Source organism: Nocardioides sp. L-11A (genome assembly GCA_029961745.1).
Lineage (GTDB): Bacteria > Actinomycetota > Actinomycetes > Propionibacteriales > Nocardioidaceae > Nocardioides.
The window spans coordinates 2,009,160-2,035,257 of the sequence record CP124680.1 but is presented as its reverse complement, the minus strand read 5'-3'; the positions used below and the strand labels follow the sequence as shown (position 1 = coordinate 2,035,257).

The 26,098-nt window shown below is 72.8% G+C and carries 30 protein-coding genes; 12 read left to right on the top strand and 18 right to left on the bottom strand.

The genetic code is table 11. The features are described 5' to 3' along the window. Window positions 1-53 precede the first annotated feature (53 nt). Both QJ852_09545 and QJ852_09540 read left to right on the top strand, forming a co-directional pair. Complete coding sequence (locus QJ852_09545) at window positions 54-704, top strand: sigma-70 family RNA polymerase sigma factor (GenBank protein ID WGX98675.1); 651 nt, start codon at window positions 54-56, stop codon at window positions 702-704. After that, window positions 701-1,984 (top strand): hypothetical protein, encoded by a 1,284-nt coding sequence (locus QJ852_09540; GenBank protein ID WGX98674.1) that lies wholly within the window; start codon window positions 701-703, stop codon window positions 1,982-1,984. The genes QJ852_09545 and QJ852_09540 overlap by 4 nt, the downstream gene beginning before the upstream one ends. On the opposite strand, the gene mutM is transcribed toward QJ852_09540, so the two are convergent. From mutM to QJ852_09500, 8 genes are all read right to left on the bottom strand, one after another. Next, window positions 1,902-2,780, bottom strand: a complete 879-nt coding sequence (gene mutM / locus QJ852_09535) for a bifunctional DNA-formamidopyrimidine glycosylase/DNA-(apurinic or apyrimidinic site) lyase (GenBank protein WGX98673.1) — start codon at window positions 2,778-2,780, stop codon at window positions 1,902-1,904. The two genes, QJ852_09540 and mutM, sit on opposite strands and share 83 nt — an antisense overlap. An 18-nt stretch (window positions 2,781-2,798) precedes the next feature. Beyond that, a complete protein-coding gene (rnc, locus tag QJ852_09530) occupies window positions 2,799-3,452 on the bottom strand; it encodes a ribonuclease III (protein ID WGX98672.1) in 654 nt (217 codons plus the stop codon). Window positions 3,453-3,550: 98 nt separating this feature from the next. Continuing rightward, window positions 3,551-3,736 carry a 50S ribosomal protein L32 gene (gene rpmF / locus QJ852_09525; protein WGX98671.1) on the bottom strand — a complete coding sequence of 62 codons (186 nt, stop codon included), beginning with the start codon at window positions 3,734-3,736 and terminating at the stop codon, window positions 3,551-3,553. Window positions 3,737-3,778: 42 nt separating this feature from the next. Continuing rightward, window positions 3,779-4,348, bottom strand: a complete 570-nt coding sequence (locus QJ852_09520; GenBank protein ID WGX99439.1) for a DUF177 domain-containing protein — start codon at window positions 4,346-4,348, stop codon at window positions 3,779-3,781. A 69-nt stretch (window positions 4,349-4,417) separates the two neighbouring features. Beyond that, window positions 4,418-4,903: a pantetheine-phosphate adenylyltransferase gene (coaD, locus tag QJ852_09515; protein ID WGX98670.1), complete on the bottom strand. Its 486-nt coding sequence runs from the start codon at window positions 4,901-4,903 to the stop codon at window positions 4,418-4,420. Next, window positions 4,900-5,493, bottom strand: a complete 594-nt coding sequence (gene rsmD / locus QJ852_09510) for a 16S rRNA (guanine(966)-N(2))-methyltransferase RsmD (GenBank protein WGX98669.1) — start codon at window positions 5,491-5,493, stop codon at window positions 4,900-4,902. The genes coaD and rsmD overlap by 4 nt, the downstream gene beginning before the upstream one ends. A gap of 10 nt (window positions 5,494-5,503) precedes the next feature. Next, a complete protein-coding gene (locus tag QJ852_09505) occupies window positions 5,504-7,765 on the bottom strand; it encodes an ATP-dependent DNA helicase RecG (GenBank protein WGX98668.1) in 2,262 nt (753 codons plus the stop codon). An 8-nt stretch (window positions 7,766-7,773) separates the two neighbouring features. Further along, window positions 7,774-9,474 carry a DAK2 domain-containing protein gene (locus tag QJ852_09500; GenBank protein WGX98667.1) on the bottom strand — a complete coding sequence of 567 codons (1,701 nt, stop codon included), beginning with the start codon at window positions 9,472-9,474 and terminating at the stop codon, window positions 7,774-7,776. Window positions 9,475-9,621: 147 nt separating this feature from the next. Here QJ852_09500 and rpmB point away from each other — a divergent pair, with 147 nt between their 5' ends. After that, window positions 9,622-9,807 carry a 50S ribosomal protein L28 gene (gene rpmB / locus QJ852_09495; GenBank protein WGX98666.1) on the top strand — a complete coding sequence of 62 codons (186 nt, stop codon included), beginning with the start codon at window positions 9,622-9,624 and terminating at the stop codon, window positions 9,805-9,807. Window positions 9,808-9,909: 102 nt separating this feature from the next. On the opposite strand, the gene QJ852_09490 is transcribed toward rpmB, so the two are convergent. Beyond that, on the bottom strand, window positions 9,910-10,881 hold the full coding sequence (locus QJ852_09490; GenBank protein WGX98665.1) for a thiamine-phosphate kinase: 972 nt from the start codon (window positions 10,879-10,881) through the stop codon (window positions 9,910-9,912). A 117-nt stretch (window positions 10,882-10,998) separates the two neighbouring features. Between QJ852_09490 and QJ852_09485 the strand changes: the two genes are divergently transcribed. From QJ852_09485 to QJ852_09475, 3 genes are read left to right on the top strand one after another with little or no spacing between them, the layout of a single operon-like run. Then, window positions 10,999-11,235, top strand: coding sequence for an Lrp/AsnC ligand binding domain-containing protein (locus tag QJ852_09485; GenBank protein WGX98664.1), 237 nt, complete (start codon window positions 10,999-11,001; stop codon window positions 11,233-11,235). A gap of 3 nt (window positions 11,236-11,238) precedes the next feature. Beyond that, window positions 11,239-11,733, top strand: coding sequence for a DUF3515 domain-containing protein (locus tag QJ852_09480; GenBank protein WGX98663.1), 495 nt, complete (start codon window positions 11,239-11,241; stop codon window positions 11,731-11,733). Window positions 11,734-11,750: 17 nt separating this feature from the next. Then, the gene (locus QJ852_09475; protein ID WGX98662.1) at window positions 11,751-12,440 is read left to right on the top strand and encodes an HAD family phosphatase; all 690 of its coding nucleotides are present in this window, start codon (window positions 11,751-11,753) and stop codon (window positions 12,438-12,440) included. On the opposite strand, the gene QJ852_09470 is transcribed toward QJ852_09475, so the two are convergent. Beyond that, window positions 12,437-13,561: a D-alanine--D-alanine ligase family protein gene (locus QJ852_09470; protein WGX98661.1), complete on the bottom strand. Its 1,125-nt coding sequence runs from the start codon at window positions 13,559-13,561 to the stop codon at window positions 12,437-12,439. The two genes, QJ852_09475 and QJ852_09470, sit on opposite strands and share 4 nt — an antisense overlap. A 24-nt stretch (window positions 13,562-13,585) precedes the next feature. On the opposite strand from QJ852_09470, the gene QJ852_09465 reads away from it, so the two are divergent. Beyond that, window positions 13,586-14,692 carry a PLP-dependent aspartate aminotransferase family protein gene (locus QJ852_09465; GenBank protein WGX98660.1) on the top strand — a complete coding sequence of 369 codons (1,107 nt, stop codon included), beginning with the start codon at window positions 13,586-13,588 and terminating at the stop codon, window positions 14,690-14,692. Then, on the top strand, window positions 14,689-15,045 hold the full coding sequence (locus QJ852_09460) for a hypothetical protein (GenBank protein ID WGX98659.1): 357 nt from the start codon (window positions 14,689-14,691) through the stop codon (window positions 15,043-15,045). The genes QJ852_09465 and QJ852_09460 overlap by 4 nt, the downstream gene beginning before the upstream one ends. 118 nt (window positions 15,046-15,163) lie before the next feature. Here QJ852_09460 and QJ852_09455 read toward each other — a convergent pair whose 3' ends face one another. Further along, complete coding sequence (locus QJ852_09455) at window positions 15,164-16,168, bottom strand: NAD(P)H-dependent glycerol-3-phosphate dehydrogenase (GenBank protein ID WGX98658.1); 1,005 nt, start codon at window positions 16,166-16,168, stop codon at window positions 15,164-15,166. After that, entirely contained in the window at window positions 16,168-16,920 is a 753-nt protein-coding gene (locus tag QJ852_09450) for a lysophospholipid acyltransferase family protein (GenBank protein ID WGX98657.1), read from the bottom strand. Before QJ852_09450 ends, QJ852_09455 begins: the two co-directional genes overlap by 1 nt. Before the next feature lie 70 nt (window positions 16,921-16,990). Here QJ852_09450 and cofC point away from each other — a divergent pair, with 70 nt between their 5' ends. Then, window positions 16,991-17,635: a 2-phospho-L-lactate guanylyltransferase gene (cofC, locus tag QJ852_09445; GenBank protein WGX98656.1), complete on the top strand. Its 645-nt coding sequence runs from the start codon at window positions 16,991-16,993 to the stop codon at window positions 17,633-17,635. Window positions 17,636-17,693: 58 nt separating this feature from the next. On the opposite strand, the gene QJ852_09440 is transcribed toward cofC, so the two are convergent. The 3 genes from QJ852_09440 to leuC form a co-directional block, all read right to left on the bottom strand. Continuing rightward, window positions 17,694-18,281: an HU family DNA-binding protein gene (locus tag QJ852_09440; GenBank protein ID WGX98655.1), complete on the bottom strand. Its 588-nt coding sequence runs from the start codon at window positions 18,279-18,281 to the stop codon at window positions 17,694-17,696. Between the two features lie 277 nt (window positions 18,282-18,558). After that, window positions 18,559-19,158 (bottom strand): 3-isopropylmalate dehydratase small subunit, encoded by a 600-nt coding sequence (leuD, locus tag QJ852_09435; GenBank protein WGX98654.1) that lies wholly within the window; start codon window positions 19,156-19,158, stop codon window positions 18,559-18,561. Window positions 19,159-19,218: 60 nt separating this feature from the next. Continuing rightward, window positions 19,219-20,631 (bottom strand): 3-isopropylmalate dehydratase large subunit, encoded by a 1,413-nt coding sequence (leuC, locus tag QJ852_09430; GenBank protein ID WGX98653.1) that lies wholly within the window; start codon window positions 20,629-20,631, stop codon window positions 19,219-19,221. Between the two features lie 100 nt (window positions 20,632-20,731). On the opposite strand from leuC, the gene QJ852_09425 reads away from it, so the two are divergent. Further along, entirely contained in the window at window positions 20,732-21,454 is a 723-nt protein-coding gene (locus QJ852_09425) for an IclR family transcriptional regulator (GenBank protein WGX98652.1), read from the top strand. Window positions 21,455-21,525: 71 nt separating this feature from the next. On the opposite strand, the gene QJ852_09420 is transcribed toward QJ852_09425, so the two are convergent. Then, window positions 21,526-22,008 carry a methylated-DNA--[protein]-cysteine S-methyltransferase gene (locus tag QJ852_09420; protein WGX98651.1) on the bottom strand — a complete coding sequence of 161 codons (483 nt, stop codon included), beginning with the start codon at window positions 22,006-22,008 and terminating at the stop codon, window positions 21,526-21,528. Between the two features lie 7 nt (window positions 22,009-22,015). Further along, window positions 22,016-23,512, bottom strand: a complete 1,497-nt coding sequence (locus tag QJ852_09415; GenBank protein ID WGX98650.1) for an Ada metal-binding domain-containing protein — start codon at window positions 23,510-23,512, stop codon at window positions 22,016-22,018. Between the two features lie 187 nt (window positions 23,513-23,699). On the opposite strand from QJ852_09415, the gene QJ852_09410 reads away from it, so the two are divergent. Further along, window positions 23,700-24,983, top strand: a complete 1,284-nt coding sequence (locus QJ852_09410) for an LpqB family beta-propeller domain-containing protein (GenBank protein ID WGX98649.1) — start codon at window positions 23,700-23,702, stop codon at window positions 24,981-24,983. A 96-nt stretch (window positions 24,984-25,079) separates the two neighbouring features. Then, on the top strand, window positions 25,080-25,535 hold the full coding sequence (locus QJ852_09405) for a hypothetical protein (GenBank protein ID WGX98648.1): 456 nt from the start codon (window positions 25,080-25,082) through the stop codon (window positions 25,533-25,535). Here the strand turns inward: QJ852_09405 and QJ852_09400 are convergent, their stop codons facing one another. Continuing rightward, window positions 25,536-26,093 (bottom strand): hypothetical protein, encoded by a 558-nt coding sequence (locus QJ852_09400; GenBank protein WGX98647.1) that lies wholly within the window; start codon window positions 26,091-26,093, stop codon window positions 25,536-25,538. It abuts the gene before it with no gap. Window positions 26,094-26,098 lie beyond the last annotated feature (5 nt).

Genomic DNA, 26,098 nt, shown 5'->3' with positions numbered 1-26,098 from the left:
GTAATGGATCGACCACCCGGTCCGCTCACCGTGGTGTGTCAGGATCGATGGCGGTGGGTGGACTGGGCGACGTCCCCGACTTCCCCGCCGTCCGCACCCTGACCACCGAGCGAGGAGGCGTCCTGAGTCCGCGGGAGCCCCAGCGCACCGTCGACCCGCTCGGCGAGCCGCTGGCACGGGCCCTCGACGGCGACGAGGAGGCGTTCGGCGAGGTCTGGCGCCTGCTCCATCCGCCCCTGCTGCGCTACCTCCGGGTCCGCGACCGCGACACGGCGGAGGACATCGCCGCGGAGACCTGGTTGCACGTCGTCCGCGACCTGGCGCGGTTCGCGGGCGGCCCCGCGGAGTTCCGCGCCTGGGTGTTCACGCTGGGACGGCACCGCGCCATCGATGCCGGGCGGGCCCGGGCCGCGCGGCCGAGCACGCCGACGGCGGAGATCATCGACATCGGCACCGCGCCGAGCGCCGAGGCCGCGGCCCTGGAACGGGTCGACACCGACGCGGCCGTCCGCCTGGTGGCCACCCTGCCCCCGCCCCAGGCGGAGATGGTGATGCTGCGGGTGGTGGCCGGCCTCTCGGTGGCCGAGGTCGCGGCGATCGTCGACAAGAAGCCCGGGACCGTGGCGGTCAACGTCCACCGGGCACTGAAGAAGCTGGCCCGCACGCATCGGGCCCGGAGGGGCGAGGGGGTGAACACGAGATGAACGGGGAACCGGACGGTCTGGACGAGTTCGAGGACTCCGCGCTGGTCCGGGCGCTGCGCGCGCCCGGCACCCCCGACGAGCTGGCCGACGAGCAGCGTTTCGTCGCCGCCTATCGACGCGCCCGCCGCTCCCCCGCCGGCGGCGGCCGGGTGATCGGCCGGATCGGCATCAGCGGCGCGGCACTGCTCGCGGCAGTGACCCTCACCGGCGGCGTGGCGGCGGCCGCCTACACCCAGCGGCTGCCGCACTCGGTGCAGGCGATCGCCCACGACGCCTTCGGTGGCGTCGGGGTGCCCCCCGAGCGCGCCGCGACCCCGCCTCCGGCCGCGCGCTCGGCCCGGCCCGCCCCCGAGCCCCGCCCATCGGCGAGCGAGCAGTCCGGCGCGCGGCGCAGCCCGGAGGCCACCCGGTCGCCGCGCGCCGCTGACCGCGACTCCCCCACCGCCCAGTCGTCCGTGGAGACCCCGACCGGCGAGGCCGTCGACACCGCGGCACCGGCTCCGACCGGGAGCGGATCCGCGTCGCCCGACACGCCCACCGACCCGACGGCGACCGGCAGCACGCCCGGCGACCCCTCGACCGGGACTCCCAGCCCTCCGGAGAGCGTGCCGACGAGCGTCTCGGTCACGACTTCGGTACGCCGGGTCGCCACCGGTGGGCGGGCCAGTGTCACGGGCCTCGTCCTCGACGACGGCGAGCCGGTGGTGGGCGAGCGGGTGGATCTGTTCCAGCGGTCCGCCGCCGGGCGCTGGAGCCAGGCCGGCTCCGCGGTGACCGGTGCCGACGGCGCCGCTACTTTCGCCACGGGCAGCCTCGCCGAGAACGCCTTCTTCCGGATCCGGGTCGAGGTCGACACCGACGGGGACGACGAGCCCGACCGCGTGCTGCAGTCCCGCAAGCGCCGGATCGGGGTGCAGCCGACGCTCACCCTCAGCGCGACCGGCCCGGTCGTCTCGGTCCACACGCTCGGTGCCGCGCCAGGAGACGCGTTCACGGTCAGCCGCCGGGCGAGCGACGGCCGGCTGGTCCGGATCGGCATCCACCAGCTCGACGACCAGGGCGCCGCGAGCGTCGACCTGTCGTCCTCCACCGGGCGGGTCCGGGTCCTGGTCCGGGTCCTGCGCACCTCGGCCCACACCGCGGTCAAGCGGTGGGTCACCGTCCGAGTGCCGCGGGAGCCCAAGCCGCCGCTGACGCCTACGCCGTCGTCCCCGCCGTCGTCCTCGCCCGGCGCGGAGCCGACTGGCAGCGCGGGCAGAAGTACGACGACCGATTCATGAACGCGACCCGCCGGATCGGCGTACCGCAGCGGTCGCACGGCTCGGCCTCACGACCGTAGGCGTGCAGCGAGCGGTCGAAGTAGCCCGACTCGCCGTTGACGTTGACGTAGAGCGCGTCGAAGGACGTCCCGCCCTGGGCCAGCGCCTCGTTCATCACGGCGCGGGCGTGGGCGAGCAGCTCGACCGCCTGGGCCCGGGTGAGCCGGTCGCCGGGGCGCTCGCCGTGGAGTCGGGCGCGCCAGAGCGCCTCGTCGGCGTAGATGTTGCCGACCCCGGAGATCAGCCCCTGGTCGAGCAGCAGCCGCTTGACGCCCGAGGTCCGCTTGCGCAGCCGCGCCACGAAGGCGGCGTCGTCGAACTCCGGGTCGAGGGGGTCGCGGGCGATGTGGGCGATCTCGGGTGGCAGGTCGGCACCGCCGACCGAGACGGACAGGCCGCCGAACATGCGCTGGTCGACGAACCGCAGCTCGCGGCCGTGGTCGGTGCCGGTGAGCGCGAAGCGCACCCGCAGGTGCCGCTCCGCGGGGGCCGAGGCCGGCTGGACGAGCAGTTGGCCACTCATGCCGAGGTGCCCCAGGATCGCGTCGCCGTCGTCGAGCGGGAGCCAGAGGTACTTGCCGCGGCGGCGGGCACCCACGATCCGCCGGCCGGTCAGCGCGGCGGCGAAGCCGGACGCGCCGGTCGGGTGCCGCCGGACCGGACGGTCGTGCAGGACGTCGACCGCGGCGATCGTGGCGCCGACGACATGGCGCTCGAGGCCGGCGCGGACGACCTCGACCTCGGGGAGCTCGGGCATCGGGAGCGGTCCGGGAGCTCAGCTGCCGGCGCCGGCCGGGCGGCCGTCGGCATCGAGGCCGAGGGCGGCGGCGATCTCGCCGTACGCCGTCTCGGCGGCGCCCTGCTCGGCCTCCTTCTTGGAGCGGCCGGTGCCGTTGCCGTAGAGCTTGTCGCCGACCCGCACCTGGGCGGTGAAGGTCTTCATGTGGTCGGGGCCGTCGTCCTCGATGACGTACTCCGGGACGCCGAGCGACTGGTCGGCGGACAGCTCCTGCAGGGAGGTCTTCCAATCCAGGCCGGCACCGAGCGCGGAGGCCGCCTCGATCAGGGGGTCGAAGAGCCGGTGCACGACGATCGAGGAGACCTCGATGCCGCCGCTGAGGTGGATCGCGCCGATCACCGCCTCGACCGTGTCGGACAGGATCGAGGCCTTGTCGCGACCGCCGGTCGCCTCCTCGCCGCGACCGAGCTTGATGTGGGCACCGAGCCCGATCTCGCGCGCGACGCCGGCCAGTGCGCGGGCGTTGACCACCGCCGCGCGCAGTTTGGCGAGCCGACCCTCGGACAGGTCCGGGTGGGCCAGGTAGAGGGTCTCGGTCACCACCACGCCGAGCACCGAGTCGCCGAGGAACTCCAGGCGCTCGTTGGTCGGCAGCCCGCCGTTCTCGTAGGCGTAGGAGCGATGCGTCATCGCGCGTTCGAGCAGCTCGGGGTCCAGCGTGGGATCCCCGAGCGCTCGACGCAGCTCGACGTAGTTGGTGATGCCGCTGACCTTCGCCGGGAGGTGGGTCAGAGGACCTGACGACGGTCGGCGCGCGCGCCGTACTGGCCGCAGGTGCCGCAGGCGCGGTGCGGGAGGTGCTTGGCACCGCACGCCGGGTTGGCGCAGGTGACCAGCACCGGGGCGACAGCCTTCCACTGCGAGCGACGGTGCCGCGTGTTGCTGCGCGACATCTTCCGCTTCGGAACAGCCACTGTCTTCTCCTTGGTTCGGGTGCGCCCGGGGCGGGCGCCTCTTCAGTCCGTGGGGTCTTGCTGTCGGGCTTCGCCGGTCAGCTCCGTGAGGGCCGCCCAGCGCGGGTCGATCGCAGCCTCGTGCGTGTGGTCCGGCTCGTCCGCGAGTCGCACGCCGCATTCGGGGCACAACCCGGGACAGTCGTCCTGGCACAAGGGCTGGAACGGCAGTGCGAGCACCACCGCGTCCCGCAGCACGGTCTCCAGGTCGACCAGGTCGTCCTGGAGCATGCTGACCTCGTCGTCCTCCTCGGCTCCCTCGGAGTCACGGATGTCGTCGTAGACGAACAGCTCCTGGAACGTCACCTCGACGTCGTCGTGGATCGGCTCCAGGCACCGCACGCACTCACCCTCCAGGGCAGCCGAGGCCGTCCCGGTGACGAGCACGCCTTCCATGACCGCCTCCAGGCGCAGGTCGAGCTCGACCGGCGCGCCCTCGGGGACGGAGAGGACTTCGATGCCCAGATCTGCTGGAGCCGGCACTGTCCGCGACACCTGACGCTGGGACCCCGGGCGGCGTCCGAGCTCGCGGGTGTCGAGCACGAGCGGCGCTCTCGGGTCCAGAGTGTTCAGGGGTTCGCTTCCAGGTCCGGGCACAACAGATCAGAGCAATCCTAGTGGGGCGCCCTCGGGGCGGCCAAATCAGGCATCCCGCGAGCCGAGCTTCCGGCTGAGTCGCGCGTGCACCGCGGGCGGCACCAGCTCGGCGACGTCCCCACCGAGGGAGGCGACCTCCTTGACCAGGCTGGACGAGACATAGCCGAGGCTGGCGGTCGTCGGGATGAAGACCGTCTCGACGCCGCTGAGATGGGCGTTCATCTGCGCCATCGGCAGCTCGTACTCGTAGTCGTTGCCGCCGCGCAGGCCCTTGACGATGGCGTGGGCGTCGATCTCCTTGCAGAAGTCGACGATCAGGCCGGTGAAGCCCATCACCGTCACGTTCGGCAGCTCCGTGCAGGCCTCGCGGAGCATCTCGAGGCGCTCGTCGGGGTCGAAGAGGCGCGACTTCGAGATGTTGGTGCCGGTCGCCACGATCAGCTCGTCGAAGAGCGCGGCGGCCCGCCGGAAGATGTCGAGATGGCCGTTCGTGACCGGGTCGAAGGAGCCGGGGCACACCGCACGGGTCATGAGGGGAGGCTAGCGGGCCCGTGCTGCTCGGCCAGCCACAGGTTCGTCTCGCCGTACTTCTTCTGGCGGCGCTTCCCCGCCAGCGGCTCCAGGCCGGCCGGCCAGCGCGGCTCGGGGCTGCGGCGCGAGCGCTCCACGACGACCAGGGCTCCCTCGGCGAGCCAGCCCTGGGCGGCGAGGAACGCGAGGTCGCCCTCGACCGTGACCTCGTCGAGCGGATAGGGCGGATCCGTGAAGACCAGGTCGAAGGGGGCCCGCGCCGGCTCGGCGAGGACGGCGGCGACGGGGCGGGCCACCACCTCGGCGACGGCGCAGCCGATGGAGCGGGCGTTGCCCCGGATCAGGTCGGCGGTCCGGCGGTCGGACTCCACGAGGGTGACCGCCTCCGCCCCGCGCGACCAGGCCTCGAGACCGATCGCGCCGGAGCCGGCGTACAGATCCAGGAAGCGCAGGCCGTGCAGCGAGCCGACCCTGGCCTCGATCGCGGAGAACAGCGCCTCGCGGACCCGATCGCTGGTGGGCCGGGTCTGATCGCCGCGGGGGGTCTGCAGGCGGCGGCCACCTGCCACCCCGGCGATGATGCGGGTCATCGGGGCGTCCTCACGACTTGTCCACGAAGTCGGCCAGCTGCGAGCGCTCGAGGTCGCGCACGGCGTCCGCGAGGCCCGGGGCCTGGCCGAGCTCGGCGTCGGTGTCGAGCAGCCCCTCGGCGGCCTGTCGGGCGGCGACGATCGTGTCCTCGTCGCGCAGCACCCGCAGGTTCTCCAGGCTGGAGCGCCCGCCTGCCTGCGAGGCGCCGAGGACGTCGCCCTCGCGTCGCATCTCCAGGTCGATCCGGCTCAGCACGAAGCCGTCGGTCGTCGAGGCGACCGCCTCCAGCCGCTCGCGCGACGGCGACCCCGCCTCGGTGTACGTGACGAGCAGCGCCAGGCCCGGCAGGCCGCCCCGGCCGACCCGACCGCGCAGCTGGTGGAGCTGGGAGATGCCGAACCGATCGGCGTCCAGGATGACCATCGTGGTGGCGTTGTGGACGTCGACGCCGACCTCGATGACCGTCGTCGACACGAGCACGTCGAGGTCACCCGCGGCGAAGGCCCGCATCGTGGCGTCCTTCTCGTCGGCAGGCAGCCGGCCGTGCAGGCGACCGATCCGCAGCCCGTCGAGCGCACCTCCGGCGAGCCGTTCGACGACCTCCTCCACGGCCGCGGCGGGCGGCTTGGGGGCGGTCTCGTCGGGGTCGTCGGGGTCGTCGGGGTCGGTCAGGTCGACGGCATCGACCTGACCGGCCTCGGCCTCGTCGCCGGAGATCCGCGGACACACGACGTAGACCTGGTGGCCCTTGCCGACCTCCTCGCGGACCCGCTCCCAGACCCGGCCGATCCAGCCCGGCTGCTCGGCCAGCGGCACGACATTGGTCTGGATCGGCGCGCGACCGGCCGGCAGCTCACTCAGCGTCGAGGTCTCGAGGTCGCCGAAGACCGTCATCGCGACGGTGCGCGGGATCGGGGTCGCCGTCATCACCAGCAGGTGCGGCGGCGCGGCGGCCTTGTCGGTGAGCGCCGCCCGCTGCTCGACGCCGAAGCGGTGCTGCTCGTCGACGACGACCAGGCCGAGGTCGGCGAACATGACCTGGTCCTGGAGCAGCGCGTGGGTGCCGATGACGATCCCGGCCTCGCCGCTGGCGATCCGGGACAGCGGGCCGGTGCGCTGGGACTTGTTCATCGAGCCGGTGAGCAGCTCGACGTGGGTGCCCTCGCCGGAGCCGAAGATGGTGCCGCCGTCGGCGAGGTCGCCGAGCATCGTGACGATCGAGCGGTAGTGCTGCTGGGCGAGCACCTCGGTCGGGGCGAGCAGCGCGGCCTGGCCGCCGGAGTCGACCACGCGCAGCATCGCCCGCAGCGCCACCAGCGTCTTGCCGGAGCCGACCTCACCCTGGAGCAGCCGGTTCATCGGGTGCGGCTGCGCCAGGTCGGCCTCGATCCGATGGCCGACCTCGACCTGCCCGGCCGTCAGCTCGAACGGCAGCCTGTCGTCGAAGGCCTCGAGCAGGGCGCCCGCGCCGCCGGTGCGGGCGGTCGCCCCCACGGCGCGCCGGGCGCGTCGGCGCCGGCCGAGCACCAGCTGGGTCACCAGCGCCTCCTCGAACCGGAACCGGTGGTGGGCTCGCTCGACCTGGTCGCGGTCATCGGGCTGGTGGACCCAGTCGTAGGCGTCCTGGATGCCGAGGACGTCGTACTCGTCACGCAGGGGGTCGGGCAGCAGCTCGGCGACCGGCTCCATCACCTGGCGCGCGAAGGTCACCGCGCGGGCGATGTCCCAGGTCTCGACGCCCTTGGTGAGCGGATAGATCGGGAAGAGCGGCCCGAAGTCGAGGACGTCCTCGACCCCGCTCCCCTCCCCCTCCGCCTCGTCGCCCATGCCGAAGATCGTCATCGCCGGGTTGACCAGCTGCCACTGGTCGCGGAACCGGTCGGCCTTGCCGAGGAAGACCCCCCGGTTGCCCTGGGCGACCCGGCGCGCATGCCACCCGGCGGTGCCCTGGTTCTTGGCGAAGAAGGTCATCTTCAGCTGTGGCCCGCCGGTGCGCAGCATGGCCTCGACCCGGTAGGCCGGGCGGCCGGTGCGGCGGTCGTTGTAGGTCTTGATGTCGCAGGCGGCGATCTCGCCGACGACGCAGAGCAGCTGGCCGATGCGCAGGTTGTCGATCCGGGTCAGCGAGCCGGTCTCGAGGTAGCGCCGCGGGAAGTGCCGCAGCAGGTCCCCGACGGTCTCGATGCCCAGGCCGTCCGTGAAGCGCTTGCGCTTGGCGGGCGTGGTCGCCCCCAGGACCGCGGTCACGGATGATGCGAAGTCGATGGCCACCAGAACCCTCACTCGACGGACATGAGGAGCGGGTACCGCTCCTGCCCACCGTCGTACACCACGACGTCGACATGGGGGTGGAACTCCTCCACCCAGGCGGTCGCGCGGTCGGCCAGCCCCGCACTGTCCGCGCCGCTCACGATCGTGACCAGCTCGCCGCCGGCGGCGAGCAGACGGTCGAGGACCACGAGGGCGACGGCGCCGAGGTCCTCGCCGACGACGGCGAAGTCGCCCGCGATGACGCCGAGCGCGTCGCCGGGCTCACACGGACCGGCCATGGTCATCGCCTGCCGGGCGGCGATGGTCACCGCGCCGTGCCGCACGTGGCGGGCGGTCGCGGTCATCTCCGTCACGTCCTGGTCGAACGCGCGGCCCGGCTCGTGGACCGCGACGGCGGCCAGGCCCTGCACCTGCGTGTGGGTGGGGATCACGGCGACCCGCAGGCCCGCTGCGCCGTGGTCGGCCTCGGCCGTGCCGGCCGCCGCCAGGGCGGCCCGGATGGTCGGCTCGTCGTTGGGCAGGACGACGACCTCGCGGGCGCCGCACGCGGTGATCGCCTCCAGCAGCTCACCGGTCGAGGGCCGACGCCCGGGTCCGCCGCGGACCACCTCAGCCCCGGCCTCCTCGAACAGCGCGGCCAGGCCCGGGCCGGCCGCGACGGCGACGACCCGACGTCCGGCGAGGGTGGGCGGCGCGGGCACCTCCGCGGCCGCCTTCTGGGCGATCTGCTCGGCGAAATGGGTGACCCGGATCCGGTGCGGACGGCCGACCGACAGACCTGCCTCGATCGCGGCACCGACGTCGTCGGTGTGCACGTGCACGTTCCACAGGCCGTCACGGCCCACCACCACGACCGAGTCGCCGAGCGTGCCGAGCCGCTCGCGGAGCCCCGGAGCCACCGCGTCGTCGGTGTCCAGGAGGTACATCACCTCGTAGGCCGGGCCGTCCGCGCTCAGCTCGTCGGTCCCCGGCTCGACGTACGGCACCGGAATGACGTGGCTACCCAGCGGCGCGGTGACCGGGATCGGCCGGCGGCCCGTCAGGACCGTCTCCGCGGCGTCGAGGACGACCGACAGGCCGCGCCCGCCGGCATCGACCACCCCGGCCTGGGCGAGGACGTCGAGCTGCTCGGGGGTGCGTCCGAGCGCCTCCCGGGCGGCAGCGGCCGCCGCGGTGAGGACGTCGCTGCTGCGCGCGCCGTCGGCAGCCGCGGCCGTCGTACCGGCCGCGGCGGCGGCGCGCATCACGGTCAGCATGGTGCCCTCGACGGGCTCGCCCACGGCCGCGTAGCTCGCGGCGGACGCCTGCTGCAGCGCCTCGGCGATGACCACCGCGTTGCGCTCGTCGGCGCGGGAGGCGCCGATCCGCCGGGCGGCGGCGCCCAGCATCTCGCTGAGGATGACGCCGGAGTTGCCCCGGGCGCCGAGCAGCGCCCCCCGGGCCATCGCCGCCAGCGGGACGTCGACCTCGCTCACCCGGTCCGGGCTGTCGGCATGCTCGCCGAGCGCCGCGCGGATGGCGTCGCGCGCGGCCACGACGGTGAGGTACATGTTCGTACCGGTGTCCCCGTCGGGCACCGGGTAGACGTTGAGGGCGTCGACCTCCTCGCGCGCGCCCGCCAGGGCGTCGACGGCGATGTCGACGAACCGGACGACCGACGCCAGCGCGATGCCGCTGCGGCCCTCCGCGGGCGCCGTCCCCTCGTCCATCGACGTCACCCTAGGGCACGTGCCGCGGGGTCCGCCGATTTCGGTCAGCGCGGCCGCGTCGGCTATTCTCGTCCGGTTGCCCGAAGCGCCCTCTGCGCGCCCGGCACGCACGACTTAGTTACGAGCAATCCTCCAGGAGTGACAACCATGGCCGCCGTGTGCGACATCTGCGACAAGAAGCCGACCTTCGGCAACAACCGGCCGTGGTCGCGCAAGATCACCAAGCGCCGCTTCGACCCGAACATCCAGCGGGTGCGCGCCGTGGTCAACGGCACGCCCAAGCGCCTCAACGTCTGCACCGGCTGCATCAAGGCCGGCAAGGTCACCCGCTGACCTGAGCTCCTCCCACCGACCCGTCGCGTTTGAACGCGACGGGTCGGTGCGTTTTGCGTGGCCGGCAGCGTGGTCGATATCCGACACGCTCGGCCCACCAACTCAGAAATGCGTCCAGCCGGTGGGGCCGTCGTAGGCGCCGCCGTCGACCGTGACGGGCAGGTCCCCGCGAGCCGACACCGTTCCGATCCGGGTCCACCCCTCGGGCAGCGCGACGTCGGGCGGGAAGGTCGCCAGCAGGGGATGGTCCTCCCCGCCGCCCAGGATGAACTGCAGCGGGTCCGCTCCGGTCGCCTGGCCGACGGCGAGCAGCGGCTCGGGGATCTCGAAGGCGGTGGTCTCGACGTCGATGCTGACCCCTGATCCCTCCGCGAGGTGCCGGGCCTCGGCCAGCAGGCCGTCGGACACGTCGATCATCGCGGTGGCCCCGGCCTCGGCGGCGACCGGCCCGGCGGCGTACGGCGGGGCGGGGCGGCGGTAGGCGTCGACGAGCACCCGGGGCGAGCGGAAGCCCCGGCCCAGCACGGCGAGGCCGCCGGCCGACCATCCCTGGCGGCCGCAGAGAGCGAGGACGTCGCCGGGCATGGCGCCCGAGCGCAGCACCGGGGACACGGTGCACGCGCCGATCACGGTCACCGACACGACGATCTCGTCGGCCCGGGTGACGTCGCCGCCCACCAGGCCGGCGCCGACGACCGCGCACTCCTCGGCGAACCCGCGGGTGAAGTCGAGCGCCCACTGGGCCGGGAGGTCCGCAGGGGCGGCGAGCCCGACGGTCAGCCATTGCGCCCGCCCGCCCATGGCGTTGATGTCGGAGAGGTTCTGCGCCGCGGCCCGGTGGCCGACATCGACGGCCTCGACCCAGTCGCGACGGAAGTGCCGGCCCTCGACCATCAGGTCGGTCGAGACGACCACGTGCCCCTTGCGGACCCGGAGTACCGCCGCGTCGTCGCCCGGGCCGAGCAGCACGTCCTCCCCCGGCGCCGTGGCGGCGACCACCTCGGCGATCCGACCGATCAGCCCGAACTCGCCGAGATCCGCCAGCGTCGTGTCCCGGTCGATCGCGTCTGCCATGAGTCCATCCCACCAGACGCACAGGGGACCGGGTCCCGCGGCTCGCGGGTTCTGCTCAGGTGGGGCCGCGAGGTAGGTTGAGGCCCCGACCAAACCGACCGACGGGAGCGTGACCCCATGGTGGTGCAGGCCTACATCCTCATCCAGACCGACGTCGGCAAGGCGGCCGAGGTCGCCCGCGAGGTCGGCGCGATCGCCGGGGTCACCCTCGCCGAGGACGTCACCGGTCCCTACGACGTCATCGTGCGCGCCGAGGCCCGCAACGTCGACGAGCTGGGCAAGCTCGTGGTCTCCAAGGTGCAGAACCTCGAGGGCATCACCCGCACCCTCACCTGCCCCGTCGTGCACATCTGAACGGTGCCCCGGTCCTCCCGCGGACGGCTCGTCCCGTGCGCGGCACTGCTCGCGCTGCCCCTGACCCTCGCCGCCTGCGGCGGACCCGTCGAGATCGACGTCCCCCGACAGTCCGCGGCGGACCGGGCAGCCTGTGACGCCTTCGCGGCCGACCTGCCCGCGACGCTGGCCGACGAGGAGCGGGTCGCCATCGAGCCGGACGACGCCCCCGCAGCGGCGTACGGCGACCCGGCGATCGTGGTGCGCTGCGGCGTCGCCCGGCCGGCGGGCTTCGACCTGACCGCGTCCTGCGAGTCCGCCGACGGCGTCGGCTACTACATCCCCGACGAGCAGTACGACGATCAGGGGCTCGATCTCACCCTGACCGCGGCCGGCTACAGCCCGCGGGTCGAGGTGACGATCCCCTCGCGCTACCGGCCCAATGCCGGGCCCGCGGCGATGACGGTGCTGGCACCGCTGATCAAGGAGCACCTGACCCTCGTCGACGACTGCGACTGAGGCCGGACGACATCATCGTGTGTGCCGAGGCCCGCTCGACGCTGGTGGTGTTCGACTGCGACGGGGTGCTCGTCGACAGCGAGCCCCTGGTGCAGCGCGTGGAGATGACGATGCTGGCCGAGCTCGGCTGGCCGATCACCGTCGCGGAGATCCGCGCGCAGCACCTCGGCCGCCCATGGCCGGACATCCGGGCCCATATCGAGCGCCGGATCGGGCAACCGCTCCCCGCCGACTTCCGGGAGCGCCGGGTCGCCGCGAACGAGGCGTTGTTCGCGGCCGAGCTGGCGGCGGTCCCCGGCATCGCCGACGCCCTCGCCCGTCTGGCCCGCGACGGCTATCGCACCTGTGTCGCATCCTCCGGCTCGCACCGTCGGATCGAGAGCGTGCTCGGGCTGACCGGCCTGCTCGACGACTTCCGGGGCCGGATCTTCAGCGCCGAGGATGTCGTCCACGGCAAGCCGGCACCGGACCTGTTCCTCCACGCGGCGTCGATCCTCGGCGTCGCTCCGCGCCGCTGCGTCGTCGTCGAGGACAGTCCCGCGGGCGTGGGCGCCGCGATCGCGGCCGGGATGCCGGTGATCAGGTACGCCGCGCAGACCCCCGGTGACCTGCTCGCCGACGCCACGGCGGTCATCGAGGACATGGCGCTGCTGCCGGAGACCGTCGGACGGATCGCCGCCACGGTCTCGCCGGGTGGCCGTGCCTAGCGCAGGCCGGTGTCGCGCCGTAGGGCCAGCGTGAGCAGCCGGTCGACGAGCTCGCCGTACGGCACGCCCGTCGCGGCCCACATCTGCGGGAACATCGACAGCGGCGTGAAGCCCGGCATCGTGTTGAGCTCGTTGACGACCAGCGAGCCGTCGGGCATCAGGAAGAAGTCGACGCGCGCCAGCCCCTCGCAGCCGACGGCGGTGAACGCCTGCGCGGCCATCGCCCGCATCCGCTCCTGCACGCCGTCGGGCAGCACGGCGGGCACGTCGAGCTCGGTGTGCTCCTCGGGGAGGTACTTGGCCTCGAAGTCGTAGAACTCGTGCTCGCCGGTGATCCGGATCTCCGCGGGCAGGCTGGTGTCGACGCCGCCGTCGAGCGCCTCGAGGACGCCGCACTCGACCTCGCGGGCGTCCTCTGCGGAGACCTCGACGAGCACCTTCGGGTCGTGGGCGAGCGCCCCCTCGATGGCAGCGTCGAGCTCATCCGGCGCGTGCGCCTTGGCGATGCCGATGCTGGAGCCGCCGCGGGCGGGCTTCACGAAGAGCGGGTAGCCGAGGGCGGCGACACGCTCGCGCACGGCCTGCGGGTCGGCGGACCACTGGCGGGCGGTGACCGTCTCGCTCGGCATCACCGGCAGGCCGGCGTCCTGGAGCACGATCTTCATGAACGCCTTGTCCATGCTGACCGCGGAGGCGAGGACGCCGGAGCCGACGTAGCGCACGTCGGACATCTCGAACAGGCCCTGGATGGTGCCATCCTCGCCCCAGGGACCGTGCAGCAGCGGGAAGACGACGTCGACCTCCCCGAGCGCCCGCGGCGTCTGCGCCGGCTCGTTGACGACGAGGTCCGTGCCGGCCGTGGTCCGGGCCAGGGCGACCGCGGCCCGGTCGCCGTCGACGGACGGCAGCTGCCCAGCGCCGGTGATCCGGTGTCGCTGGGGATCGTCGGCCTCCAGCACCCACCTGCCGTCGGTCGCGATGCCGATGGGGATGACGTCGTACTTCTCGCGGTCGATGGCCTGGAGCACGCTTCCGGCGGTCACGCACGAGATGGCGTGCTCACTGGAGCGGCCGCCGAAGACGACAGCGACACGGACACGGCGGCCGGTGGGAGAGCTCATCGGCGATGACCCTACCTTTGGGACATGGCCGCTCCTGCGCACGACCCGTCCACGACCCTCCCGGCGCTGCGTCCCGCCACCCTCGCGGTGACGGCGGGCCGACCGCCGCACGAGCCCGACCAGCCGCTGAACGTCCCGATCACCATGACCTCGACGTACGGCGCCACCGGGGACCTGGAGTACGCCCGCTTCGGCAACCCCACGTGGTCGGCCTTCGAGGAGACACTCGGCGCGCTGGAGGGCGGCCGGGCGCTGGCGTTCGCCTCCGGCATGGCGGCCGTGACCACGATCCTCGACCTGGTCGGCACCGGCGGCAGCGTGATCGCGCCCCGCCACGCCTACAACGGGTCGGTCGGTGCGCTCGCCGACGCCGAGTCGCGGGGCCGGCTCCGGGCGACCCTGGTCGATACGAGCGACACCGCGGCCGTCATCGCGGCGCTGCAGCAGGACGAGGACTGCGCGCTGCTGTGGCTCGAGTCCCCGACGAACCCGGCGCTGGAGATCGCGGACATCCCCGCCCTGTGCGCGGCGGCACACGAGCTCGGCATCCGGGTCGTGGTCGACAACACCTTCGCCACTCCCCTGCTCCAGCAGCCGCTGTCGCTGGGCGCCGACATCGTCGTGCACTCCGCGACCAAGTACATCGCCGGCCACAGCGACGTACTGATGGGCGCGATCGTCGTGGACGACGACGAGGTGTACGCCGCCCTCAAGGGCCGCCGCGACCTCGCCGGCGCCGTACCGGGTCCGTTCGAGACGTGGCTGGCACTGCGTGGCCTGCGCACCCTCCACGTGCGCCTGGAGCGGGCCGCCGCCAACGCGGCCGAGCTCGCCCGCCGCCTCGCCGACCACCCGGCCGTCGCGGAGGTCCGCTATCCCGGGTTCGGCGCGATCGTGGCGCCGGTCCTGGCGGGGGGCGCCGACGCCGGGGACTTCCTGGTGCGCGCGACGTCGCTGTGGGTGCACGCGACCTCCCTCGGCGGCGTCGAGTCGACCTTCGAGCGGCGGCGTCGCTGGAAGGTCGAGCCGGCGACCATCCCCGAGGGCCTGGTCCGGCTGTCGGTCGGCATCGAGGACGTCGAGGACCTGTGGGCCGATCTCACACAGGCCCTCGACCGGATCAACGCATGAGCGCCGCGCCCGGCCTCGCCGCTCGGCTGCAGGTCGACCTGCGCTCGGCGCTGCGCGAGCGCGACCTGGACACCGTCAAGGTGCTGCGCACCATGGCGGGCGTGATCGCCAACGCCGAAGCGGTTCCGGTGGCCGAGACCGGTCCGGCCGCCGCGGGCCCGATCGCCGGTGCCGCCGCCGGTCTGGGCGCCGCGGAGGCGCCCCGGCGCGAGCTCAGCGACGACGACGTCCGCGCCCTCGTCGCAGGCGAGAGGGACGAGTTGCTCGCGGCCGCGGCGCAGCTGGACCAGCGGGCGCCGGAGCGGGCGGCGGAGCTGCGGGCCGCGGCGGAGACGCTGGCGGCGTACCTCTAGCCGGGCTTCCCGTCAGCCTCAGGGCTACCACTGGGCGGGTGTTTCCTGCGCTTGTCGGGCGTTGCAACGCCCGACAAGCGTGGGAATCGCCGGTCGACCGGCGATTCCTGCAGCAGCGCTACGACAGCTCGGCCTTGGTGTCGCGCGAGATGAACGCGTCCATCAGCTGGGAGGTGGTGAGCCGGCCCTGGACCACCTCGTCGACGGCATCGACGATGGGCGCCTCGATGGCGGTCCGGGCGGCGAGCGCCCGCAGCGAGGAGCAGGACTTCGCTCCCTCGGCGACCTGGCGGGTCGAGGCGTAGATCTGTTCGACGGTCATCCCCTGCCCCAGCTTCTCGCCGAAGGTGCGGTTGCGCGACAACGGCGACGAGCAGGTCGCGACGAGGTCACCGAGACCGGCGAGGCCCATCAGGGTCAGCGGGTTGGCGCCGAGGTTCATGGCGAGCCGGGCGGTCTCGGCGAGGCCGCGGGTGATCAGCGAGGCGGTGGTGTTGTCGCCGAAGCCCTGGCCGACAGCCATGCCGACGCAGAGGGCGACCACGTTCTTGTAGGCGCCGCCGTACTCGCAGCCGAGGACGTCGACACTGGTGTAGGGCCGGAACGCCGGCGAGTGGACCCGCTGCTGGAGCATGGTGGCGACGGACTCGTCGGCGCACGCGACGACCGAGGCGGCCGGCTCACGGCGGGCGATCTCACGGGCGAGGTTGGGGCCGCTGACGACGGCGATCCGGTCGGCGCCGATGTCGCCGACCTCGGCGATCACCTCCGACATCCGCTTGAGGGTGCCGAGCTCGACGCCCTTCATCAGCGAGACCAGCACGGCGTCCTTGTCGACGTACGGCAGGAAAGCGGGGAGGTTCTCGCGCAGGGACTGCGAGGGCACCGCGAGGACGACGACGTCGGCGCCCGCGAGGGCCCGCTCGGGGTCGTGGGTGGCGGTGATCGTGCGCGGGAGCTCGATGCCTGCGAGGTACTCGACGTTCTCGTGCCGCTCGTTGACGGCCGCCGCGACCTCCTCGCGACGCGCCCAGATGCACACGTCGTTGCCGGCGTCGGCCAGGACGATCGAGAACGCCGTCCCCCACGAGCCGGCTCCGAGCACCGCGATCTTGTTGCCCATCAGCTCGCCGCCTTCTTGTTCTTCTTGAACCGGTCGCCGTGCACGGCCATGTCGTAGCGCTCGGCGGGCGCGGTCGCTCCCCGCACCAGCTCGAGTTCGTGGGTGATCGCGGCCATGATCCGGTCGGTCGCCTCGTTGACGACGGCGATCGTCCGCTCCTGCGCCCGCAGGTCCTCGAGCCGGACCGGCGGCCCGACGCGCATCACGACCTTGCGGCGCGGGACGACGTGCGGACGCTTGGTGTACGGCGCGAGGATCTCGTGCGCACCCCACTGGCCGACCGGGATCACCGGACAGCCGGTCTCGAGCGCGATCCGCGCCGCGCCGGACTTGCCCTTCATCGGCCACATGTCGGGGTCGCGGGTGATCGTGGCCTCGGGGTAGATGACGACGCACTGACCGGAGCGGACGGCCTCGACCGCCGCGGCGTACGCCCCGACGGCGTCCTTCGTCTCCCGCTTGACCGGGATCTGGCCGGCCCCCCGCAGGAAGTAGCCCAGCGCCGGGTTGTCGAAGAGCCCGGACTTGGCGAGGTAGCGCGGGAGGTAGCCGTGGTCGTAGACGAGGTGCGCCGCCGTGAGGGGGTCGACGTGGGAGATGTGGTTGAGCGCGATGATGAAGCCGCCGTCGGCGGGGATGTTCTCGCCGCCGATCCACTCGCGTCGGGTCGCCGCCAGGAGCGCCGGCTTGAGGATGGGGACGGCGATGTTGAAGGCCCAGCCCCGCTTCTCCTGCAGCTTCCGAACGGTCACGAGAATGCAGGCTACCGGTCGCCCCGGGGCACGACGACGACGTCCGCGCGGGCCCTGCGAGGATTCGGGGGTGTTCACGCGCCCGGGTCCCTTCGCGGTGCTGCTGCCGGTGAAGTCCCCCGGCACCGGCAAGTCCCGGCTCGCGACCCTGAGCGACCCACACCGGGCCCTGCTGGCCGCCGCCTTCGCCGTCGACGTGGTCGACGCCTGCCTGCGGACCGATGGCGTGGCGGGGGTGCTGGTGGTCAGCGACGACACCGACTTCGCGGCGCGGCTGGCCGCCCGGGGGGCCGCGACCTGCCCGGACCCGGGAGGCGGCCTGAATGCCGCACTGCGGCACGCGGCGGCGTACCTGCGGGCCCGGCGGCCGGACCTGCGGCCCGCGGCCCTCTGCGGCGACCTGCCGGCCCTCGTCCCGTCCGACCTGGCTGCGGCGCTCACCGACGCGGCCTCGGACCCGGGACCGTGCTTCGTCGGCGATGCCGACGGGACCGGGACGACGCTCTACTGCGCGCAGTACGCCGACTTCGACCCGCGCTTCGGACCGGGCTCGGCCGCCGCCCATGCCGGGGCGGGGGCCCGGCCGCTGGCCGCGGACCTGCTCACCCTGCGGCGCGACGTCGACGACGTCGCCGGCCTGGCCGCCGCCATCGCCCTCGGGACGGGCGATTCCTCGACCGACGTGCTGCACGCGATCGGGCGGATCCCGCAATGACGAACGGGCCGTACTCCTTGCGGAGTACGGCCCGTTCGAGGTGACCGAGAAGCAGGCGTCAGGCCTTCTTCGCGGTCTTCTTGGCCGGAGCCTTCTTGGCCGGAGCCTTCTTGGCGGGGGCCTTCTTGGCCGGAGCCTTCTTGGCAGGCGCCTTCTTCGCCGGAGCCTTCTTCGCCGGAGCAGCCTTCTTGGCGGGCGCCTTCTTCGCCGGAGCCTTCTTGGCAGGCGCCTTCTTGGCGGGAGCAGCCTTCTTGGCAGCAGCGGCGGCCTTCTTTGCCGGCGCGGCGGCCTTCTTGGCGGCGGTGGTCGCGGCCTTCTTGGCCGGTGCCGCGGCCTTCTTGGCCGGCTTCGGCAGCGGAGCGAGCTTCTTCGCACCGGAGACGACGTTCTTCAGGTCAGCGCCGGCGCTGAACTTCGGAACGGCCTTCTTCTTGGTCTTCACACGCTCGCCGGTCTGCGGGTTGCGGACCCAACGGGCGTTGCGGACGGCCTTCTCGAACGAGCCGAAACCGGTGATGGCGACCTTCTCGCCCTTCGCGACCTGGCGGGTGATCGTGTCGAGAACCGCGTCGAGTGCATGAGCCGCGTCCTTGCGGCTGCCCTCGAACCGGTCAGCCAGCGCGTCGATCAACTGAGACTTGTTCACTACCTGTCCTTCCGAAACGCCGCGCTGGGCGTCCCTTGGGCTGATGCGGCCGAGCCCTCGCCCAGCCGTCCTTTCATGGGAACGCTAGGCACTACCAGGCACAGTCACAATCACCACGCCGAAGTTGTTGCGTCTTTTTTCGTGATTTCGGCGGTATTTCGGCCCATTCGGGGCCTCGAGCGCACCCCTCGGCCCCCTCAGGCGATCGCGGGCGAATGCCGCAATGACGACGAGCCGACCCGCGGATGTCGCGAATCGGCCCGTCGTAGAGCGGTTTTCAGGCGTGCTGGGTGACCGGCTTCCAGCTCGGACGGCCACTCTCGTACGACGCGATGTCGGCCTCGTGGCCGAGCGTGATGCCGATGTCGTCGAGTCCCTCGAGCAGCCGCCAGCGGGTGTAGTCGTCGATGTCGAAGGAGTCCTCGACCTCACCGCCCGGCGTGGTGACGGTCCTGTTCTCGAGGTCGACCGTGATCTGGCCGCCGGGGTTCTCCTCGAGGTAGACCCACAGCCGCTCGACGACCTTCTCGTCGATCTGCCCGGCCACCAGGCCGGCCTTGCCGGAGTTGCCGCGGAAGATGTCGGCGAAGCGGGGCGACAGGACCACCTTGAATCCGTAGTTCTGCAGCGCCCACACGGCGTGCTCGCGCGACGAGCCGGTGCCGAAGTCGGGACCCGCCACGAGGACGGATCCCGCGCTGTAGGCGGCGTTGTTGAGGACGAACTCCGGATCGTTGCGCCAGGCGGCGAAGAGGCCGTCCTCGAAGCCCGTACGGGTCACGCGCTTGAGGTAGACCGCCGGGATGATCTGGTCGGTGTCGACGTTGCTGCGCCGCAGCGGGACGCCGACGCCGGTGTGGGTGGTGAACTTCTCCATGACGTTCTCCTTCTTGCTCGTCGAGTAGCCCGCGCCGCAAGGCGAGGGCGTATCGAGACGTCAGACCGTGGCCGGCACGAGGTCGGCGGGCGAGGACAGGGTGCCGCGCACGGCTGTCGCTGCGGCGACGGGCACGGACACCAGGTGGGTGCGGCCGCCCTTGCCCTGGCGACCCTCGAAGTTGCGGTTGGATGTCGACGCGCTGCGCTCCTGCGGAGCCAGGGTGTCCGGATTCATGCCCAGGCACATGGAGCAGCCCGCACCGCGCCACTCGGCGCCCGCCTCGACGAAGACCTTGTCGAGGCCCTCCTCGATGGCCTGGTTGCGCACCCGCACCGAGCCGGGCACGACCAGCAGCCGGGTGCCCTCGGCGACGTGGTGTCCCTTGATGATCTCGGCCGCGAGCCGCAGGTCCTCGATGCGGCCGTTGGTGCAGGAGCCGACGAAGACCGTGTCGACCTTGACCTCGCGCATCGGCGTACCGGCCTGCAGGCCCATGTACTCCAGCGCCTTCTCGGTCGCGATCTTGTCGGCGGCCTCCTCGAAGTCCTCGGGACTCGGGACATTGGCGCCCAGCGGGACGCCCTGGCCGGGGTTGGTGCCCCACGTGACGAACGGCGTGACGTCGGCCGCGTCGATCACGATCTCCTTGTCGAACTGGGCGTCCGCGTCGGTGACCAGGGTCTTCCAGTGCTCGACGGCCGCGTCCCAGTCGGCGCCCTTGGGCGCCTCCGGCTTGCCCTCGATGTAGTCGAAGGTGGTCTGGTCCGGCGCGATGAGACCGGCCTTGGCGCCCCACTCGATGGACATATTGCAGACCGTCATCCGGCCCTCCATCGAGAGTTCCTCGATGGCCTGGCCGCGGTACTCGACGATATAGCCCTGGCCGCCACCGGTGCCGGTCTGCGCGATGACATAGAGGATCAGGTCCTTGGACGTCACACCCGCGGGGAGCGACCCGTTGACGGTGACGGCCATGGTCTTCGGCTTGGCCTGGGGCAGGGTCTGCGTGGCGAGCACGTGCTCGACCTCCGACGTACCGATGCCGAAGGCGATCGAGCCGAAGGCGCCGTGGGTGCTGGTGTGCGAGTCGCCGCAGACGATGGTCATGCCCGGCTGGGTCAGGCCCAACTGGGGGCCGACGACGTGGACGATGCCCTGCTCGACGTCGCCGAGCGGGTGCAGCCGGACGCCGAACTCCTCGGCGTTCTTGCGCAGCGTGTCGACCTGGGTCTTGCTGACCGGGTCGGCGATCGGCTTGTCCCAGTCGAGGGTCGGTACGTTGTGGTCCTCGGTCGCCAGCGTCAGGTCGGGGCGGCGCACCTGCCGGCCGGCGAGGCGCAGGCCGTCGAAGGCCTGGGGGCTGGTGACCTCGTGGATGAGGTGGAGGTCGATGTAGAGGAGGTCCGGCTCCCCCGGGGTCGAACGGACGACGTGCTCGTCCCACACCTTCTCCGCCAGGGTCTTGCCCATGACTCGCTCCTCCTCGTTCGGGTCCTCGACGGCACCTCTGCCGCCGACCGTGATGGAGCCTACTCTTGCATCCCAGGATCCGAGACGGCAGTATTGCCATATGGACAACTCGAGCGGCGTCGGCGTACTCGACAAGGCAGCCCTGGTGCTCACCGCACTGGAGTCCGGCCCGGCCACCTTGGCCGGTCTCGTGGCCGGCACCGGCCTGGCCCGGCCGACGGCGCACCGCCTCGCGGTCGCCTTGGAGCACCACCGCCTGGTGGCCCGCGACATGCAGGGCCGCTTCGTGCTCGGCCCGCGCCTGGCCGAGCTCTCGGCCGCCGCCGGCGAGGACCGCCTGCTCGCGACCGCCGGCCCGGTGCTCGCGCGGCTGCGCGACATCACCGGCGAGTCCGCGCAGCTGTGGCGGCGCCAGGGCGACCACCGGGTGTGCGTCGCCGCCGCCGAACGCCCCTCGGGCCTGCGCGACACGATCCCGATCGGCTCCCAGCTGACCATGCGCGCCGGCTCGGCCGCGCAGGTGCTGCTCGCCTGGGACGACCCCGAGCGGATCCACCGCGGTCTGCAGAACTCCGCCTTCTCAGCGGCCGAGCTCTCCGCGATCCGCCGCCGTGGCTGGGCGCAGTCGGTCGGTGAGCGCGAGCAGGGCGTCGCGTCGGTGTCGGCGCCGGTCCGCTCCCCCGGCGGCAAGGTGATCGCCGCGGTGTCGGTGTCCGGTCCGCTCGAGCGGCTCTCCCGCCAGCCCGGCCGGATGCACGCACCTGCCGTCCTCGCCGCCGCCGAGCGGCTCTCGGAGTCGCTGCGCCGCGCCGCAGCTGAGTGAGCAACCATCGACCCGTCGCGTTCGAACGCGACGGGTCGGTGCCTTCTTCTTGTACAGATGCGACGGGTCGATCAGAAGAGAGCATCCTGGCGCTCGAGGTCGAGCAGCAGCTGCTTGCGGTCCAGTCCGCCGGCGTAGCCGGTGAGCGTGCCGTTGGCGCCGATCACCCGGTGGCACGGGATGACGATCGGGATCGGGTTGGCGCCGTTGGCGAGCCCCACCGCGCGTGAGGCGGCGTTGGTCTTGCCGAGCCGGAGCGCGATCTGGCCGTACGACGCGGTCTCGCCGTACTCGATCGCCAGCAGCTGGGCCCAGACCGAGCGCTGCCACTGGCTCCCGACCGGCGCGAGCGGCAGGTCGAACTCGGTCCGGTCGCCGGCGAAGTACTCCGCGAGCTGATCCGCAGCGGCGACGAGGACCGCCGCGTCGTCGACGCGATCGCCGAGCGGGCGACCGGTGCCGTCACGGAACGGCGAGAACTCGATGGCGGTGATCGCGCCACCCTGCTCGACGATCCGCAGCGGCCCGATGGGCGATTCGATGACGGTCCACATGGTCAGCTCATCCTTCCAGCGATTCGGACAGTGACGTCCACAGGTGGAGCAGGGCGTAGGAGCGCCAGGGCGCCCACCGCGCCACGTCGCTCGCCTCCTCACCGAGACGGGTGAGGGCGTTGCGCACACCGACGTCGGTCGGCAGCCACACGTCGGGGTGACCGAGCGCGCGCAGTGCGATGTAGTCGGCCGTCCAGGGGCCGATGCCGGGCAGCGCGAGCAGCCCGCGTCGTACGTCCGCGCGGTCGGGGCCGCGGTCGAGCACCACCTCGCCGGCGGCGATCGCGGCGCAGAGGCCGACGAGGGCGCGCCCCCGGGCACGGGGCATCCGGAACTCCTCGGGCGCCAGCCCCGCGACGGTCGCGGCGTCCGGGAAGAGATGGGTGAGCCCGTCGATCCCGGTCGCCACCGGCCGGCCGTGGGCGGCGACGAGCCGGGCGGCGGCGGTGCGCGCGGCGACGACGGTGACCTGCTGGCCGAGGACCGCGCGGACGGCGACCTCCGCGCCGTCGACATGCCCCGGCACCCGCAGACCCGGCCGCGTCGCGACGAGCGGGGCGAGCGCGGGATCCGCGGCGAGATGGGCGTCGACCGCCATCGGGTCGGCATCGGCGTCGAGCAGCGCGCGCATGCGGGCCAGGGCCGCCGTGGTGTCGCGCAGGTCGTCGAGCGCCAGCCGCAGGGGCAGGTACGACGACCCCGCATCCGCGACGTCGACGAGCTCGACCCGCGCGACGCCCGGTCCGTGCGGGAGGTCGAGAGTGCGGGCGTACCAGCCGCCGCCGTCGGCGCCGACGTGCGCGACCTCGACGCCGGGCACCGCCCGGTCGGCCAGGAAGCGGAGCAGGGCGCTGCCCCGGAACGGCGTGCGTACGGCGATCCGCAGGTCGATCGCCCCCGGGACCTGGTCGCCCGCGGGCGACCGGCGTCCGCGCAGCCGGCTCGGGGCGGCGTCGTAGACCTCGAGCATGGTGTCGTTGAACTGGCGCACGCTGGAGAACCCGGCCGCGAACGCCACGTCGGCGAGGCTGAGCGTCGTGCTCTCGACGAGCGCCCGGGCGGTCTGCGCGCGCTGGGTGCGGGCGAGCGCGAGCGGACCGGCGCCGAGCTCGCTGGTCAGCAGCCGCGCCAGGTGGCGCGAGGTGTAGCCGAGCCGCGCCGCCAGCCCCTCCACGCCCTCGCGGTCGACGACGCCGTCGGCGATCAGCCGCATCGCGCGACCGGCGACGGTGGCGGCGACATCCCACTCCGGGCTGCCGGGCGTCGCGTCGGGCAGGCAGCGCTTGCAGGCGCGGTAACCGGCGGCCTGGGCGGCCGCGGCGGTGCGATGGAAGGAGACGTTGCGGGATGCGGGTGTCCGCGCCGGACACGACGGACGGCAGTAGATGCCGGTCGAGCGGACCGCGGTGTAGAAGACGCCGTCGAAGCGACGGTCGCGCGACTGCACGGCCGAGTAGCAGTGCGTGAAGTCGAGTCGGTCCGAGGTGGTCGCCGTGCTCTCCATGCCGTCCATCCTGCCCGTCGCCACCGACACTCTCTCGCGGAAATCGGACATCACGGTCCGCCCCGGACCTCGGATGCGTGTCGTCCGGAGGTCGGACGTGGTCGTCGACCTACGGACGACGCGGCGAGTCGGCGACTCGGGCAAGAGTGGGGACTTCCGGAGGATCGAGACGAGGAGTGGTCGCAGGATGAAGTGGACGATGTGGGCGCGGCGCGCGTCCTCGACGGTGGTGCTGGCGATGGTGGCGGCGCTGATCACCCTGGCACCCGGTGCCGGTGTCTCCGCCGCCAACGGCGCCGCACGCGCGGCCGCCGCCGGGACGATCGTCTTCGTCAAGGACTACAACGTCTGGCTGGTCCGGCCCGATGGGACCGGCCTGTATCAGGTGACCACAGACGGAACGTTCGCGACGCCGTACCTGTCGCCGTCGATGTCGGACGCCGGGATCATCGCGGCCGGACATGGCCTGACGATCGTGCAGATGCGACAGAACGGCCAGATCCTGAATCGCATGGACCCGCCGCCGCTGATGAACTCGGTGAGCCATCCCACCGACGGCCCCCCGGTCGATGTCGCCATCTCGCCCGACGGCCGACGCATCGCCTACAGCATGGTCTCCTACAGCTGTCCGATCGGCGCCAGCTGCGGCGCGCGCTCCGTCACCGGCGTCACCGACGCCGGCGCCCTCAGCCCCAGCCAGATCGGACTGAACTACTACTCCGACCCGTCCTGGGTCGGCAACGGTCGGCTGATGACTCACGGAGGCTACGGGTCGAACGTGATGCTGCAGGACCTCGGCGGCGCCCCGCAGCACTGGTACGACGACGAGGACGTCGCCGGCTCTGGCTATCAGGACCTGAGCGACGGCGAGATCTCGCGCGACGGCACCCGTCTCGCCATCGTGCGCAGCTACGGCGCCACCACGCACCTGCAGATCGCGGCCGTGACCGGCAATCCGAGCAGCGCCACGATCGGCGCGCTGGCCGACCCCTCCTACCTGTGCGCGACCAACGACGACGCACGGATCAACTCCCCCAGCTGGGGACCGGACAACTCCCTCGTGCTCGGCGACTCGGACGGCCTGGTCGTGATGGCCGACATCGGTCCGGCCTGCGCCGCCCCGACCTTCCGAGCCATCGCCCCCGGCGGCTCCGAGCCGCACTGGTCGATCGCCGCGCTCGATCCGGGGCCGCGGTCGTTCACGCTGCAGGCCAAGCCCGGGCTCAAGGGCAAGAAGGTCGTCGGCAAGAAGCTCAAGGCGACGTCCGGGGTCTGGTCGCCCACCCCGGCCACGGTGACCTACCGGTGGCTGCGCAACGGCAAGCCCGTCAAGGGCAAGGCCGGCAAGAAGCGGGCCTACAAGGTCCGGCCGGCCGACCGGCGCAAGCGGCTCTCGGTCCAGGTCACGGTCGGGGCCCCGGGCCACGTCACCGTCACCGTGCGCTCCGCCTCGGTCAGGATCAAGCGCTGAGCGAGGGCTCGACGGAACCTCGACGGAACCTCGCCGGTGGAACCCGGCCCGGGACGGACCTGTCCCTCCGGGGCCGGGTTCTGTCACGCTGACCTCATGGCGGACGCTCCCCTCACTCCCCTGGACCTGCTGATCAAGTCCCAGCAGGTGGCGCTCAAGGTCACGACCGACGTCCTGCGGGGCGTCCGCGACACCGCGGTCACCGGCGTCACCCGGCCCGACGAGCTCGCCCAGCAGGTCGGCGAGCTCGCCGGCGCCGTCGCGGGGATGGCGGGTGCGGTCACCAGCCTCGCCGGCTCCACCGCCCAGCCGCTGCAGGACTTCATCGTCCGCCAGCGCGAGCTGGCCGACACCGTCCACACCCTCGCCGAGGCGCAGGCCGAGCTGGCCGGTGTCGTCGCCACGCTCGCCGAGCGGCACGCCGAGGCTGTGGCCGCCCTGGAGAAGGTCACCGCCCCGGTGTTCGCGATCGTTGGCACCGAGCCGACGCCGCCGAGGACACGTGCGGCGAGGAAGAGCGCGGCGGCGCACCGGGACACCGACGCAGGCTGATCAGCGGAGCAGCAGCAGGACCAGCACGCCGACCATCGCCGCGCCGATCCCGAACACGACGGCACGTGCGACGTCCACGCGCGGCGCGGACTCCGACTCCTCGGTGGGACGGAGCGACCCGGTGAGATCCAGTCGGCCGGCATCGGCGAAGGTGGTGTCGAAGTCTTCGCCGGTCCGGGGGTCGTACGCGTCGTACCCGGTCTCCTCACCGACGATGCGCACCACTGCGGCGACCGCGGTGTGGAAGGCGTCGGGGTCCTCCTGCTCCGCGTCGGGGAAGGACACGAACGCGCTGTCGTCGTGCAGGCTCAGCCGGACCCCGCCCTCCGCCGCGCTGAGCGTGCCGGCGACGATGCCGTCGCCGCTCGGCGCGAAACGCTCCCAGCCCCCGAGCAGGCCCGCGACGCGAGACTCGATCCGATCCAGCACCCCCACCAACACGGCCCGGCGCTCGGGCGAGAGTGCGACGTCGGCGAGCGCGGCCCGTTCGAGGGCGTCGATGACGTCGTCCCAGTCCTGACCGTCGGCCCTCGCGGCGAGGGTGATGTCGTGGCTCATCGCGT

What these genes read in the sequence shown, in the direction of transcription:
- QJ852_09540 (WGX98674.1), top strand. Translation starts at nt 701, where the DNA reads ATGAACGGGGAACCGGACGGTCTGGACGAGTTCGAGGACTCCGCGCTG.
- mutM (WGX98673.1), bottom strand. Translation starts at nt 2,780, where the DNA reads ATGCCCGAGCTCCCCGAGGTCGAGGTCGTCCGCGCCGGCCTCGAGCGC.
- rnc (WGX98672.1), bottom strand. Translation starts at nt 3,452, where the DNA reads ATGACGCATCGCTCCTACGCCTACGAGAACGGCGGGCTGCCGACCAAC.
- coaD (WGX98670.1), bottom strand. Translation starts at nt 4,903, where the DNA reads ATGACCCGTGCGGTGTGCCCCGGCTCCTTCGACCCGGTCACGAACGGC.
- rsmD (WGX98669.1), bottom strand. Translation starts at nt 5,493, where the DNA reads ATGACCCGCATCATCGCCGGGGTGGCAGGTGGCCGCCGCCTGCAGACC.
- QJ852_09500 (WGX98667.1), bottom strand. Translation starts at nt 9,474, where the DNA reads ATGGACGAGGGGACGGCGCCCGCGGAGGGCCGCAGCGGCATCGCGCTG.
- rpmB (WGX98666.1), top strand. Translation starts at nt 9,622, where the DNA reads ATGGCCGCCGTGTGCGACATCTGCGACAAGAAGCCGACCTTCGGCAAC.
- QJ852_09490 (WGX98665.1), bottom strand. Translation starts at nt 10,881, where the DNA reads ATGGCAGACGCGATCGACCGGGACACGACGCTGGCGGATCTCGGCGAG.
- QJ852_09485 (WGX98664.1), top strand. Translation starts at nt 10,999, where the DNA reads ATGGTGGTGCAGGCCTACATCCTCATCCAGACCGACGTCGGCAAGGCG.
- QJ852_09470 (WGX98661.1), bottom strand. Translation starts at nt 13,561, where the DNA reads ATGAGCTCTCCCACCGGCCGCCGTGTCCGTGTCGCTGTCGTCTTCGGC.
- QJ852_09465 (WGX98660.1), top strand. Translation starts at nt 13,586, where the DNA reads ATGGCCGCTCCTGCGCACGACCCGTCCACGACCCTCCCGGCGCTGCGT.
- QJ852_09460 (WGX98659.1), top strand. Translation starts at nt 14,689, where the DNA reads ATGAGCGCCGCGCCCGGCCTCGCCGCTCGGCTGCAGGTCGACCTGCGC.
- QJ852_09455 (WGX98658.1), bottom strand. Translation starts at nt 16,168, where the DNA reads ATGGGCAACAAGATCGCGGTGCTCGGAGCCGGCTCGTGGGGGACGGCG.
- leuD (WGX98654.1), bottom strand. Translation starts at nt 19,158, where the DNA reads ATGGAGAAGTTCACCACCCACACCGGCGTCGGCGTCCCGCTGCGGCGC.
- leuC (WGX98653.1), bottom strand. Translation starts at nt 20,631, where the DNA reads ATGGGCAAGACCCTGGCGGAGAAGGTGTGGGACGAGCACGTCGTCCGT.
- QJ852_09425 (WGX98652.1), top strand. Translation starts at nt 20,732, where the DNA reads ATGGACAACTCGAGCGGCGTCGGCGTACTCGACAAGGCAGCCCTGGTG.
- QJ852_09420 (WGX98651.1), bottom strand. Translation starts at nt 22,008, where the DNA reads ATGTGGACCGTCATCGAATCGCCCATCGGGCCGCTGCGGATCGTCGAG.
- QJ852_09415 (WGX98650.1), bottom strand. Translation starts at nt 23,512, where the DNA reads ATGGAGAGCACGGCGACCACCTCGGACCGACTCGACTTCACGCACTGC.
- QJ852_09410 (WGX98649.1), top strand. Translation starts at nt 23,700, where the DNA reads ATGAAGTGGACGATGTGGGCGCGGCGCGCGTCCTCGACGGTGGTGCTG.
- QJ852_09405 (WGX98648.1), top strand. Translation starts at nt 25,080, where the DNA reads ATGGCGGACGCTCCCCTCACTCCCCTGGACCTGCTGATCAAGTCCCAG.
- QJ852_09400 (WGX98647.1), bottom strand. Translation starts at nt 26,093, where the DNA reads ATGAGCCACGACATCACCCTCGCCGCGAGGGCCGACGGTCAGGACTGG.